Annotated in this window: 13 protein-coding genes; all 13 read right to left on the bottom strand. The window is 66.0% G+C overall.

Annotated features, from left to right (window positions below; genetic code table 11):
- Positions 1-38: 38 nt before the first annotated feature.
- Positions 39-452, bottom strand: a complete 414-nt coding sequence (gene nusB, locus ABUA28_RS06155; protein ID WP_349903088.1) for a transcription antitermination factor NusB — start codon at positions 450-452, stop codon at positions 39-41.
- 29 nt (positions 453-481) lie between these two features.
- Positions 482-1,045: an elongation factor P gene (gene efp / locus ABUA28_RS06150; RefSeq protein WP_349903087.1), complete on the bottom strand. Its 564-nt coding sequence runs from the start codon at positions 1,043-1,045 to the stop codon at positions 482-484.
- 78 nt (positions 1,046-1,123) lie between these two features.
- Entirely contained in the window at positions 1,124-1,564 is a 441-nt protein-coding gene (locus tag ABUA28_RS06145; RefSeq protein ID WP_349903086.1) for a type II 3-dehydroquinate dehydratase, read from the bottom strand.
- Positions 1,565-1,592: 28 nt separating this feature from the next.
- Complete coding sequence (gene aroB, locus ABUA28_RS06140; protein WP_349903085.1) at positions 1,593-2,666, bottom strand: 3-dehydroquinate synthase; 1,074 nt, start codon at positions 2,664-2,666, stop codon at positions 1,593-1,595.
- The gene (locus ABUA28_RS06135) at positions 2,663-3,238 is read right to left on the bottom strand and encodes a shikimate kinase (protein WP_349903083.1); all 576 of its coding nucleotides are present in this window, start codon (positions 3,236-3,238) and stop codon (positions 2,663-2,665) included. Before ABUA28_RS06135 ends, aroB begins: the two co-directional genes overlap by 4 nt.
- The gene (gene aroC / locus ABUA28_RS06130; RefSeq protein ID WP_349903082.1) at positions 3,239-4,447 is read right to left on the bottom strand and encodes a chorismate synthase; all 1,209 of its coding nucleotides are present in this window, start codon (positions 4,445-4,447) and stop codon (positions 3,239-3,241) included.
- A gap of 56 nt (positions 4,448-4,503) precedes the next feature.
- Entirely contained in the window at positions 4,504-5,388 is an 885-nt protein-coding gene (locus tag ABUA28_RS06125) for a shikimate dehydrogenase (protein WP_349903080.1), read from the bottom strand.
- On the bottom strand, positions 5,346-6,575 hold the full coding sequence (mltG, locus tag ABUA28_RS06120; RefSeq protein WP_349903078.1) for an endolytic transglycosylase MltG: 1,230 nt from the start codon (positions 6,573-6,575) through the stop codon (positions 5,346-5,348). Before mltG ends, ABUA28_RS06125 begins: the two co-directional genes overlap by 43 nt.
- Complete coding sequence (gene ruvX / locus ABUA28_RS06115) at positions 6,565-7,038, bottom strand: Holliday junction resolvase RuvX (RefSeq protein WP_349903076.1); 474 nt, start codon at positions 7,036-7,038, stop codon at positions 6,565-6,567. Before ruvX ends, mltG begins: the two co-directional genes overlap by 11 nt.
- A gap of 4 nt (positions 7,039-7,042) precedes the next feature.
- Positions 7,043-9,697, bottom strand: a complete 2,655-nt coding sequence (gene alaS, locus ABUA28_RS06110) for an alanine--tRNA ligase (protein WP_349903074.1) — start codon at positions 9,695-9,697, stop codon at positions 7,043-7,045.
- Between the two features lie 69 nt (positions 9,698-9,766).
- On the bottom strand, positions 9,767-9,991 hold the full coding sequence (locus ABUA28_RS06105; protein ID WP_349903073.1) for a hypothetical protein: 225 nt from the start codon (positions 9,989-9,991) through the stop codon (positions 9,767-9,769).
- A 154-nt stretch (positions 9,992-10,145) separates the two neighbouring features.
- Entirely contained in the window at positions 10,146-10,799 is a 654-nt protein-coding gene (gene rpsD / locus ABUA28_RS06100) for a 30S ribosomal protein S4 (protein ID WP_349903071.1), read from the bottom strand.
- Positions 10,800-11,017: 218 nt separating this feature from the next.
- The gene (locus tag ABUA28_RS06095) at positions 11,018-12,349 is read right to left on the bottom strand and encodes a replication-associated recombination protein A (RefSeq protein ID WP_349903069.1); all 1,332 of its coding nucleotides are present in this window, start codon (positions 12,347-12,349) and stop codon (positions 11,018-11,020) included.
- Positions 12,350-12,380: the final 31 nt, after the last annotated feature.

Below are 12,380 nucleotides of genomic sequence, written 5' to 3'. Positions count from 1 at the left end.
CTTTAAAGGATGTCTGGTGGTGCCAGCCTAGCGCATGCTCAGGATCGGGTCTTCGCGACCCTGCCGAGGAGGCCGTTCACAAAGCTTGCGGAGTCCTCTGTGCTGAGCGACTGCGCGGCATCCACGGCCTCGGAGATCGCGACTCCGTCTGGTACCTCGTCGTTGAACAGGATCTCCCATATGCCGATGCGCACGATCGCGCGATCGATCACGGGCATCCGGTTGATCGTCCAGCCCTGCGCGTAGGTCTCGATCAGTTCGTCGATCTCGTCGCCGTGCGCGGCGATGCCCTCGACGATCTGCCGAGCATACGGCCACGATGACGACCGCTTCGGTTCGGCGAGGTCGTGCGCCGCCTCGATCGCGATGGCGGCGTTGAGCGAGATCTCCCGCAGGTCTGCTCCGTAGAGCAGGTCGAGCGCGCGCTTACGTGCCTTGGTTCGTGCACTCATGCGATGTCTTCCGGTTGCGGTGGAAGCGGTCAGTCGTTGACGCGGCCGAGGTAGTCCCCCGTGCGCGTGTCGACCTTGACCTTGGTGCCCTGTTCGAGGAACAGCGGAACCTGGATCTGGTAGCCGGTCTCCACGGTCGCGGGCTTCGTGCCGCCGGTGGAGCGGTCCCCCTGCAGGCCCGGCTCGGTGTGGGTGATCTCGAGGACGACGGATGCGGGGAGCTCGACGTAGAGCGGCTCGCCATTGTGCAGCGCGATCGTCACGTTCTGGTTCTCGAGCATGAAGTTGGGGGCGTCGCCGACCTGCTCATCGGTGAGGGTGATCTGGTCGTAGTCCGAGACATCCATGAAGACGAAGCCGTCGCCGTCCTTGTACAGGTACTGGAACTCGCTGCGGTCCACGGTCTCGATCTCGATCTTCGCGCCGGCGTTGAAGGTGCGGTCGACGGTCTTGCCCGTACGGACGTTCTTGACCTTGGTGCGCACGAAGGCGCCGCCCTTACCAGGCTTGACGTGCTGGAACTCGACGACGGTCCACAGGCCGCCGTCCATGTTGAGGACTACGCCGTTCCTGATGTCAGCGGTTGAAGCCATACGAGTACTGATCCGTTCATGTGGGGTTTCGGTTGCGCGCCTGTCATGCGAGCGCGCTGAGAACCCGAGTTTACCGGTTCAGCGCGGGTTTCTCTTAATGGCCTCGAGCGCGAGCGAGTACGAGTCGAACCCGAACCCGGCGATGACGCCGGTCGCGACGCCAGAGATGACGCTCGTGTGGCGGAACTTTTCGCGCGTGTGGGGATTGGAGATGTGCACCTCGATGAGCGTGACGCCGGCCTTGGTCACGAGCGCCGCAGCATCCCTGAGGGCGTACGAGTAGTGCGTGAATGCGGCAGGGTTGAGGATGACCGGGGTCGCCGTGTCGACGGCCTCGTAGAGCCAGCCGATCAGCTCGGCCTCGTCGTTCGTCTGGCGAAGATCGATGGAGAACTCCGGCGCGGCCTCGCGCTGCAGGATCTCCCGCAGTTCGTCGAGCGTTCCGCTGCCGTAGACGTCGGGCTCACGGGAGCCGAGGCGTCCGAGGTTGGGGCCGTTGAGGACGAGGACGTTGCTCATGCGCCGAGTTTATCGGGCACGGACCGTCTCAGACGCCGATCTCCTGGTACGCCGCGAACAGAAGGCTCTGGTCGGGGCCCGTCAGCACGGTGGGCTTCGCCAGGTCGTCGAGAACGATGAACCTCAGCATGCCGCCACGCGTCTTCTTGTCGCGCTGCATGACGCCGAGGAGCGTCTCCCAGCGGCCGAGCGGGTAGGTCGTCGGCAGTTGCAGGGACTCGAGGATGCTGCGATGCCGATCGACGATCGAGTCGGGCAGCCTGCCCGCGAGCCTCGCGAGCTCCGCGGCGTAGACCATGCCGATTCCCACCGCGGCACCGTGGCGCCAGAGGTAGCGCTCCATGTACTCGATGGCGTGCCCGAGCGTGTGCCCGTAGTTGAGGATCTCGCGCAGACCCGTGTCCTTGAAGTCCTCCGCGACGACCCGCGCCTTGATCTCGACGGAGATCTCCACGAGCCTGCGGAACTCGTCGCTTTCGGGGTTCGTGGCCGCATCGACGTCTTTCTCGATGATGTCGAGGATCTCCGGACGCTCGATGAAGCCGTATTTCACGACCTCGCCGAAACCGGCCAGGATCTCCATTTTGCTGATGCCCTCGAGCGTGTTCAGGTCGGCGAGCACGACCGCCGGCGCGTGGAACATCCCGACCAGGTTCTTGCCCTGCGCGGTGTTGACGGCGGCCTTTCCTCCGATGGCCGCGTCGACCATGCCGACGAGCGAGGTCGGAACCTGCAGGACGCGCACCCCGCGCATCCAGGTCGCCGCGACGAAGCCGGCGAGGTCGGTGACCGATCCTCCCCCGAAGCCGATCACGACATCCGCACGGGAGAAATCGGACAGGCCCATGACCTGCCAGCAGAAGGCCGCGACCTCGACGCGTTTGGCGGGCTCTCCGTCCGGCACCTCGGCCATGAGCACCTCGTAGCTGTCCACGAGGGATTCCCGCAGCGCGACTGCGCGTGCCCCGAGCGTCGGCGGGTGCACGATGAGCACCTTCTTCGCGTCCGTCCCGATCAGGCCCGGAAGTTGATCGAGGATGTCGCGCCCGATGATCACATCGTACGGGTCTGTTCCGCCCACGGTGATGGTGGAGGTTGTCACTGCGTCTGCTCCCTGTTTGCTGATCTGCTGTGTGCTGCTGTGCGCGCGACTGGGTCGCGTCCGAGCCATTCGGCTATCTCGGCGGCGATCTCGTCGAGAGGTCTCAGGGACGTGTCCCAGCTTCGTGCCGCGAGGCGGTCGTAGATCGCCCTTCGGCGCTCGACCAGCCGGGTCCAATCGGCCAGACCGTCCTTGAGCAGGGGCCTCTTGCCGCCCCCGATGCGCTTGGCCACGGCCTCGGCGCTCACCGTCAACTGCACGACGGGTGCGCCCGTGAGGGCGGCCTGGGTCTGCTCGTCGAGCACGGCACCGCCTCCCAGTGCGACGACGGCGGGCTCGCGAAGTGCTTCGGCGACGGTTTCGCGTTCGAGTTCGCGGAAATAGGGTTCGCCGTAGTCCGCGAAGATCTGGGCGATGGGTCCGTGCTCGGCCACGATGCGCTTGTCGGTGTCGATGAACGGTACGGACAGGATGCGTGCCAGGCGCTTGCCCATCCTGGTCTTGCCCGCTCCGGGTGCACCGATCAACACGAGCTGCGCCAGCACCGCGTTGTCGTCGCCGTGACTGCTCATCTAGTGCAGCGGCTCCGATTCCGGGGACGTCCGCAGGTTCTCCGGAATCGCGGCGAGGTAGGCGTCGAGGTTGCGCTTCGTCTCCGCGAGGGAGTCTCCCCCGAACTTCTCGAGAACCGAGTTCGCGAGAACCAGGGCGACCATCGCCTCTGCGACCACTCCTGCCGCGGGAACGGCGCAGACATCCGAACGCTGGTGGTGCGCCTCGGCGGCGTCTCCCGTCGCGATGTCCACCGTGCGAAGGGCGTGGGGCACGGTGGAGATGGGCTTCATGCCCGCGCGGACCCGGAGAACCGTTCCCGTGCTCATTCCACCTTCGGTTCCGCCGGCCTTGTCGCTCGCCCGGGTGATTCCGCTGGCGGACTCGAACAGTTCGTCGTGCGCCTGGGAACCCCTGCGCGTCGTCGTGAGGAAGCCGTCGCCGACCTCGACACCCTTGATCGCCTGGATGCCCATGAGGGCGGCGGCGAGTTGAGAGTCGAGCCTGCGATCCCAGTGGGTGTACGACCCGAGGCCCGGGGGGACTCCGTACGCGAGTACCTCGACGACACCGCCCAGGGTGTCTCCGTCGTCATGCGCAGTGTCGACCTCCGCCACCATGCGAGCGGATGTCTCCGGGTCGAAGCAGCGGAGCGGATCAGCGTCGAGGGTGTCGACATCCGCGGCCGTGGGAAGCCTGCTGCCCTCCGGCACGCGCACGGGGCCGATGGAGAGGGTGTGGCTCACGAGCTCGATACCGAGCCCCGAGAGGAAGCCGCGTACGACGGCGCCGAGGGCGACCCGTGCGGCGGTCTCTCGTGCACTGGCGCGCTCAAGGACGTTTCGCGCCTCGGGAAAGGCGTATTTCTGCATTCCGACGAGGTCGGCGTGACCGGGCCTCGGGCGAGTGAGCGCGGCGCCACGGCCCTTGGGAAGAGTGTCGAGGTCGACCGGCTCCGCGCTCATCACGTCGACCCAGCGAGGCCACTCCGTGTTTCCGATCCGCAGTGCGATGGGGCTTCCCATGCTGCGACCGAATCGCACGCCGCCGGAGAGGTGGAGTTCATCCTCCTCGAATTTCATGCGTGCACCGCGGCCGTAGCCGAGCTTGCGGCGCGCGAGATCGGCCCGTACGCCATCGAGAGACACTGGAACATCGGCGGGGAGGCCTTCCAGGATCGCGATGAGTTCGGGGCCGTGCGATTCTCCTGCGGTCAACCAACGAAGCATAGAAGAATCCTCCCACAGCCCGCGGGCGCCTCACGCAGTCGTGACGTCCCGATCGCTCAGGAGATGCTGTCGCGCATGGCTCCGAGCACGGCGGACTCGTTCGCGAGGGGGGAATCCGGGTCGCCTCCCACGAAGATTCGCACCTGGGCGAGCGCCTGGTGCAGGAGCATCTCGAGCCCGGAGATGACGGATCCCCCCGCGGCCAGCCACTCGGTCGCGAGCGTGCTCGGCCACGGATCGTACGCGACGTCGAACAGCACAGAGCGGTTCATCGTCTCTTGGTCGAAGGAATACCCGTGGTGTGTGCCGCCCGGGATCGTGCTGATGACGGCATCCGGTGCGAACGCCGGGGTGTGGGTGTCGCGGCCCCGTGCCTCGACGCTCACGCCGAGGTCTGTACCAAGCGTCTCCAGTGGAGCGGCACCGATCGGAGTGCGGGTGAATATGACAACCCGCTCGGCCCCGAGCGAGGCGACGGCGAGAAGCGCGGAAGTCGCGGTTGCGCCGGAGCCGAGCAGGTACACGGTGCGAAGAGAGTCGTTCCCCGCAGCCCGGAATGCGGTCGCTATACCGTAGACATCCGTGTTGAAACCTCGGAGCACTCGCCGGGCGGATGCGTCGTCGAACAGCAGGGTGTTCGCGGCCCCGGCCTGCGCGGCGACACGATCGACGCTGTCGAGCAGAGGGAGCACCGCACGCTTGAGTGGCATCGTCAGGGACAGCCCGCGCCACTGCATATCGCGTGAGTCCACAAACGACGCCAGATCGTCGGAGTCTGTCTCGATGGCGTCGTACTGCCAGGCCAGTCCGAGCGTGGCATAGGCCGCACGGTGCAGTGCGGGAGACTTTGAGTGTGCGATCGGTGAGCCGAGCACCGCGAGTCGCCGGTCGGGAACGTTCACCCGTCGAAGCCCGGATGCGCCCTCAGCCAGGCCTGCCACTGCTTGACCGCCGCGTTGTGGTCGGCGAGTGTCGTCGAGAACACGGTTTCCCCGGTCTCGCCGTTGACGAGCACGAAGTACAGCCACGGTCCATCCGCGGGATGCAGCGTCGCGTCGATCGCCGCCTGTCCAGGGTTCGAGATCGGCCCGATCGGCAGCCCCGCGTTCGCGTAGGTGTTGTACGGATTGCTCTTGTCGGCGCGTTCTTCGGGCGTGGTGGAGATCGTGGTGCCGCCGACGCCATAGCTGACCGTCGCATCGGACTGCAGGTGCATGCCCTGCGCTATGCGGTTGTCCCAGACGCGCGCGACCTTGTAGAAGTCGGAGTCGCTGCCGCCCTCTTTCTGGGTCAGCGCCGCGAGGGTGAGCACGTGATGGCGATCGGCAACCGCAACGCCGTCCGCATCGAGTTGCTTGAACATCGTGTCGACCATGGTCTGGAAGATCTTGTGCGCCGTGGTTCCGGGGTCGAGCGAGTAGGTTGCGGGGAAGAGATAGCCCTCAAGACTGGGTGCCTCGGGCGGCAGTCCGTAGGACGTGTAGTCCGCGGCAGCAGCCGTGAGCTGGTCTTTCGTGATGCCGGTTGCCTGGCTGAGGTCCGCGAGTCGTGCAATCACACCCTTGACCGTGATGCCCTCGGGGAGGACGACCCGCGTCACAACCTTGTTCTTGGGATCCTCGAGGGCCTTGAGAGCGGACTTGGCACTCATTTCTTTCTTTAGCGAGTAGCTGCCGGGGTGAAAATCCACCTGCGGGTTCTGTTTCAACAGCAGGTCGTAGAAGGCGTCGAAGGTCTTCGTGACGCCGGCCGCAGCGAGGGTGCGCGCGACATCCTCACCGATCTGGCCGTCCTTGATCGTCACGATGACCTTGCCGGTGCCGGAACCGGTGAAATCGTTGGGTTCCTCCCAACCGAGGACGTGCCTGATCTGGGGCTGGAAATTGGCCCAGACGTAGCCCGCACCGATACCCGCGACCACGATGATCGCCAACAGCACCCACAGCCAGGTGAGGCGACGTCGCTTGCGCGGTCCCCTCCCACCACGCCCGCCGCCCCGGACATTCGCCTGGCGAAGCTCCCGCCTGCTCCGGGGCTGTCCGTCCCCGGAAGCCGGAAGGCCCCCGGTCGGAGCGTTCGCGCCGGGTTGTGAGGCGAAGATGTCGTCCCAGCTCGGTTCATTCGCCACGATCGGATCCTTCGTCGGAGTGGACCAATACGCCGGGCGGAATTCCAGCGCTGCGCTCGAAGTCCAGCGCATGTTGCAAAATTATAACGGCTGCCACCTGGTCGATGATCTGGCGCGACGACCGGGTGTCGCGCCCGGAGGCCCGGAGCGCACGCTGCGCAGAGACGGTGGAGAGCCGCTCATCCACGAGGCGGACGTCGAGCTCCGTGCGGGAGTCGAGTTCTGCCGCGAATTCGGTTGCATCCGATGTGGATGCGGTGTGGGCGCCGGACAGGGCAAGAGGCAGTCCGACCACTATCTCCACGGCGTTCTCCTCCCCTGCAAGCCGCAGGATCTCGGCGAAGTCCCCGTCGCCGCGGGCAACAGTAGCGACGGGGGTTGCGAGCATGCCGTGGAAGTCGCTCCTGGACACCCCGATACGGGCCTTGCCGACGTCGACGCCGATCCGCACGCCCGACCGCACGGGCTCAGCCCGCGATCGACGAGCGGATCTTCTCGAGCGCTGCGGGCACGGCAGCGAGCTCGGATCCACCGCCCTGCGCGAGATCCGCCTTGCCGCCGCCGCCGCCGCCCAGGATCGCTGCGGCACTCTTGGCGAGGGAACCGGCCGCATTGCCCAGCTCGCGCGATCGTTCGTTCGTCGCGACGATGACCGCCGGCTTTCCATCGACGTCTGCGGCGAGGGCAACGACAGCGGGGTCGGTGCCCAGTCGCGATCGAACGGTGGTCACGAGAGTGCGCAGCTCATCGGACGACGTGAGTCTGCCGACATCGAGACCGAGGAAGGTCACCGACCCGACCGTGACCGCGCGCTCGAGCAGTGCCGGTACCCGGTCAAGCAGTGCGGCGGTCTCAAACTCGGCGATGCGCTTTTCGGCCGCCCTGAGGCTCGAGACGAGCTCCGAAATCCTGCCGGGGAGCTCCGCGCGCGGCGTCTTCAGGCTTGAGCTCAATTGCGACACGATGGCACGCTCCGCAGTGAGATCGTGGAACGCCTCGAGACCCACGAGGGATTCCACGCGCCGGTTGGCCGAACCGACCGAGCTCTCACTGATGACGCTGACCATGCCCACCTCGGCGCTTCGCCCGACATGAGTGCCAGCGCACAGCTCGCGTGACCACGGGCCGCCGATGTCGACGACACGAACGGTCTCGCCATACTTTTCTCCGAACAGTGCCATCGCTCCGAGCGCCTTGGCGTCGGCAAGCGGCATGATCCTGGTCTCGACCTCGAGGTTCTGGCGGATCGCGGAGTTGGCGATCTCTTCGATCTCGGACCGCGTGGCCGGAGACAGCGGCTGGTTCCAGTTGAAGTCGAGCCGCATGTAGCCGGCCTTGTTGTACGAGCCGGCCTGGTGCGCCTCCGGGCCGAGAACCTGACGCAGTGCCGCGTGGATGAGGTGGGTCGCCGAGTGCGCCTGGGTGGCCCCGCGGCGCCACTCCGGATCCACGACGCTCGTCGCGGCGTCTCCGACTCCGACCTCGCCGGAGCGCACCTGTACCCGGTGGCTGATGAGTCCCTTGACCGGGCGCTGGACGTCGAGCACCTCGAGATCGAAACCGGTGCCGACGATGCTGCCCGCATCCGCTTCCTGGCCACCGGACTCCGGGTAGAGCGCGGTCTCGGCGAGGATGATCTCCGCGATGTCGCCCATCACGGCGCGAGTGACGGAGACGCCGTCGACGATGATCCCCAGCACGGTGGAATCCGTCGTGAGGTAGTCGTACCCCGTGAAGGACGTCTCTCCCGCTGCCCGGAATTCGCTGTACACGGAGAGGTCCGCGAGCAGGGTCTTCTTTGCCTTGGCGTCTGCCTTGGCCATTCTGCGCTGCTCGGCCATGAGCTTGTCGAAGGCGTCGCGGTCGACGGAGAGTCCCGCTTCATCGGCCATCTCGAGCGTGAGGTCGATCGGGAATCCGAAGGTGTCGTGCAGCAGGAACGCGGTGTCGCCCGCGAGCTGGGCCGAGCCCGACTTCTTGGTCTTGTCCACGGCGGTGTCGAGGATGGTCGTCCCGCTCGCGAGTGTGCGGAGGAAGGTGTCTTCCTCGGTGTAGGCGAGGCGCCCGATCCGGTCGTAGTCCGTCTCGACCTCGGGGTAGGCGGCCTTCATGGCGTCCCTGGATGCCGGGAACAGCTCGGCGAAGGTCGCGTCCTCGACGCCGAGCAGCCGCATCGATCTCACGGTGCGGCGGAGCAGTCGGCGGAGGATGTATCCGCGGCCCTCGTTCGATGGAGTAACGCCATCGGACATGAGCATGAGCGCAGACCGCACGTGATCGGCGACCACGCGCATCCGTACGTCATCCTCGTGCGCGGCACCGTAGCGCCGACCGGACAGTTCTGCAGCGCGGTCGAGCACGGGGCGCACCTGGTCGATCTCGTAGAGATTCTCGACGCCCTGCTTGAGGAAGGAGACGCGTTCGAGGCCCATTCCGGTGTCGATGTTCTTCTTCGGTAGTTCGCCAAGGATCTCGAAGTGCTTGCCGACGCCCTCGCCGCGCAGGTACTGCATGAAGACGAGGTTCCAGATCTCCACATAGCGATCGTCATCGGTGGCCGGGCCGCCATCGCGGCCGTATGCCGGCCCGCGATCGAAGAAGATCTCGGAGCACGGTCCTGCCGGGCCGGGCAGCCCGGTCGACCAGTAGTTGGTGTCCATGTCGAGGCGCTGGATGCGCTCGTCCGGCAGTCCCGCGATCTTCTTCCAGAGCGCGATCGCCTCGTCGTCGTCCTTGTAGACGGTGACCCAGAGGTCCTTCTCGTCGAAGCCGTATCCGCCGGCGGACTCCGGAGTCGTGAGCAGTTCCCAGGCGAACCCGATCGCCTCCTCCTTGAAGTAGTCGCCGAAGGAGAAGTTGCCGTTCATCTGGAAGAACGTTCCGTGGCGAGGAGTCTTGCCGACCTCGTCGATGTCGAGGGTGCGAATGCACTTCTGCACGCTTGTCGCGCGGGGATACGGCGCCGGGATGAGGCCGGTGAGATACGGAACAAAGGGAACCATGCCCGCGACCGTGAACAGCAGGGTCGGGTCATCACTCACGAGAGACGCGGATGGCACAACCGTGTGACCGCGCGCCGCGAAGTAGTCGAGCCAGCGTTGACGGATATCAGCGGTCTGCATGGGGTTCTGGGTACTGGCTTCCTGTGTAGTGGTCCGGAGGGGGGTCCGGGAATCTGTGCGCGCCGGGTACTAGCCGCGGTGGGTGAGGTCGGAGATGACGTCGTTTGCGTCATCAAGAGCCGATCGCAGCTCCGCCTCGCGGGCCTTGTATCCCTCGACGACCGCGTCGCCGAATTCTCGTGCCTTGGCATCGACGTCTGCAAAGAATGCGCGACCCTGGGGGGTCTGGTTGACGCGATGTGCCGCGTAGAACCCGATGCCGACGCCGACGATCAGCCACAGTATGTTCTTCATGCCCTGCTGCTCCCTAGTGAGTGTGCTGCGTGCCTGGTGTCCTGTATGCCGTGACAAAGCTCAAGCTTACGATGAGAAAGAGCGGGCCACCCGAAGGTGACCCGCTCCGAAGCTACCCGCAACCGGGCAGTGCGCTGAACAGCGCCCCGCGTGGTTAGCGAGCGGCGTAGTACTCGACGACCAGCTGGACTTCACAGGTCACGGGAACCTCTGCACGCTTCGGGCGACGCACGAGGCGTGCCTGCAGCTTGTCGAGTTCGACCTCGAGGTAGCCGGGCGTCTTCGGGAGGACATCGACGTGTCCGCCGGAGGCTGCGACCTGGAACGGCTCCATGCCCTCGCTCTTGGCGTGGACGTGAACGAGCTGGCCGGGGGTGACGCGGAACGACGGGCGGTCGACGCGCTTGCCATCCACGAGGATGTGGCGGTGCACGATCATCTGGCGGGCCTGTGCCGTGGTGCGGGCGATCGCCGCTCGCACCAGGATCGCGTCGAGACGCATCTCGAGCAGCTCGACCAGGTTCTCACCGGTCAGGCCCTCGGAACGGCGTGCCTCCTGGAAGATGATCTTGAGCTGGGCCTCGCGGATGCCGTACTGGGCACGAAGGCGCTGCTTCTCGCGCAGACGAACGGCGTAGTCGCTGTCGGTCTTGCGCTTGGTGCGGCCGTGCTCCCCCGGTGGGTACGGACGCTTTTCGAATCCCTTTGCCGCCTTCGGGGTGAGCGGAATGCCCAGCGCCCGCGACAGGCGGGTCTTGCTACGAGTACGTGACTTGGTAGACACGGTTTCCTTTCGGTACTGAATCATCGGTCTTCTGACAGGTATTCCGGACCACAGCCACTGTGCGAACACAGCCGTTATGTAAGCACAGCACTGGCCGGAAGTTATAGAAGAGGGATGTGCCGCGGGTACCGTCCGGCTAAAGAACGCTTCCCATCCATCAGGATCGTCGCAGCAGCCGCGCGCGAAAACCCCGTGTAGGCGGGGTCAATGCTAGCAGATCAGCTCCCTCGCACCCACAACACTCACTCGCCACGAATGATCCTGCGCAGTTTTTCAAGCCTGAGCGAGACCTCGCGCTCGTTTCCGCGGTCCTTCGGGCGGTAGTACTCCGCGGTGCGCAGGACGTCCGGCAGGTACTGCTGTTTCACGACACCGAGCTCCGAGTCGTGCGAGTACAGGTACCCCTTGCCATGCCCGAGTCTCTTGGCTCCCGCGTAGTGGGCATCGCGCAGGTGCTTCGGCACGCGTCCGATCCTGCCAGCCCTCACGTCCGCCAGCGCGGCGTCGATCGCCATGTATGACGCGTTCGACTTGGGCGCGGTTGCGAGATAGACAACGGCCTCCGCGAGCGGGATGCGCCCCTCCGGCATGCCGATGTACTGCACCGCGTCGGCAGCCGCGATCGCGATCACGAGGGCCTGGGGATCCGCCATGCCGATGTCCTCTGAGGCACTGACGATGATGCGCCTCGCGATGAACCGCGGATCCTCGCCCGCCTCGATCATCCTGGCCAGGTAGTGGAGCGCGGCGTCGACATCCGATCCCCGCACGGACTTGATGAATGCGCTGATCACGTCGTAGTGCTCGTCGCCGTTCCGGTCATAGCGGAGGAGCGCGCGATCGACCGCGAGGGCCACGGTCTCCGCGAGGACGACCGGCTTGCCCTCAGTGCTCGTGGAGCTCGCCGAGAGGGCTGCGGCCTCGAGCGCGGTGAGCGCCCGGCGGGCGTCCCCCGAGGCGAGCCGGATGATCGCCGCTCGCGCTTCCGGATCGAGCACGATGCGGTCATCCAGCCCTCGCTGGTCGGAGACGGCGCGGTCGACCAGAATGCCGAGGTCCTCGTCGCTGAGCGCCTCCAGGGTGAGCAGGAGCGAGCGCGACAGCAGCGGAGAGATGACGGAGAACGAGGGGTTCTCCGTTGTCGCGGCGACGAGGATCACCCAGCCGTTCTCGACGCCTGGCAGCAACGCATCCTGTTGCGCCTTGGAGAAGCGGTGGATCTCATCGAGGAAGAGCACGGTGGACACCCCGTACAGGTCGCGGGATGACATGGCCGCCTCCATGACCTCGCGCACGTCTTTGACACCCGCGTTCACGGCTGACAACTCGACGAACTTCCGTCCGGAGCTGTTCGCGATCGCCTGGGCGAGCGTGGTCTTTCCCGTGCCGGGCGGCCCCCAGAGGATCACGGAGGTCGAACCCTGCTCCCCCGTCTTGTCCGAGGCGAGGCTGACGAGCGGTGAACCCGGGGTGAGCAGGTGGCGCTGGCCCGCGACCTCGTCGAGACTGCGCGGGCGCATCCGGACCGCGAGCGGCGTCGTCCCCGCACGCAAGCCGAGCTGGGCGTCCACCATAGAATCAATGCTAGTTGTCGCCAGCGACACA

The sequence above is a fragment of the Parafrigoribacterium humi genome, from assembly GCF_040227205.1.
Classification (GTDB): domain Bacteria; phylum Actinomycetota; class Actinomycetes; order Actinomycetales; family Microbacteriaceae; genus Parafrigoribacterium_A; species Parafrigoribacterium_A humi.
The sequence above is the reverse complement of the archived record's forward strand: the minus strand, read 5'-3'. Positions and strand labels throughout refer to the sequence as shown.

What these genes read in the sequence shown, in the direction of transcription:
- nusB (WP_349903088.1), bottom strand. Translation starts at nt 452, where the DNA reads ATGAGTGCACGAACCAAGGCACGTAAGCGCGCGCTCGACCTGCTCTAC.
- efp (WP_349903087.1), bottom strand. Translation starts at nt 1,045, where the DNA reads ATGGCTTCAACCGCTGACATCAGGAACGGCGTAGTCCTCAACATGGAC.
- ABUA28_RS06145 (WP_349903086.1), bottom strand. Translation starts at nt 1,564, where the DNA reads ATGAGCAACGTCCTCGTCCTCAACGGCCCCAACCTCGGACGCCTCGGC.
- ABUA28_RS06135 (WP_349903083.1), bottom strand. Translation starts at nt 3,238, where the DNA reads ATGAGCAGTCACGGCGACGACAACGCGGTGCTGGCGCAGCTCGTGTTG.
- aroC (WP_349903082.1), bottom strand. Translation starts at nt 4,447, where the DNA reads ATGCTTCGTTGGTTGACCGCAGGAGAATCGCACGGCCCCGAACTCATC.
- alaS (WP_349903074.1), bottom strand. Translation starts at nt 9,697, where the DNA reads ATGCAGACCGCTGATATCCGTCAACGCTGGCTCGACTACTTCGCGGCG.
- ABUA28_RS06105 (WP_349903073.1), bottom strand. Translation starts at nt 9,991, where the DNA reads ATGAAGAACATACTGTGGCTGATCGTCGGCGTCGGCATCGGGTTCTAC.
- rpsD (WP_349903071.1), bottom strand. Translation starts at nt 10,799, where the DNA reads ATGATTCAGTACCGAAAGGAAACCGTGTCTACCAAGTCACGTACTCGT.
- ABUA28_RS06095 (WP_349903069.1), bottom strand. Translation starts at nt 12,349, where the DNA reads ATGGTGGACGCCCAGCTCGGCTTGCGTGCGGGGACGACGCCGCTCGCG.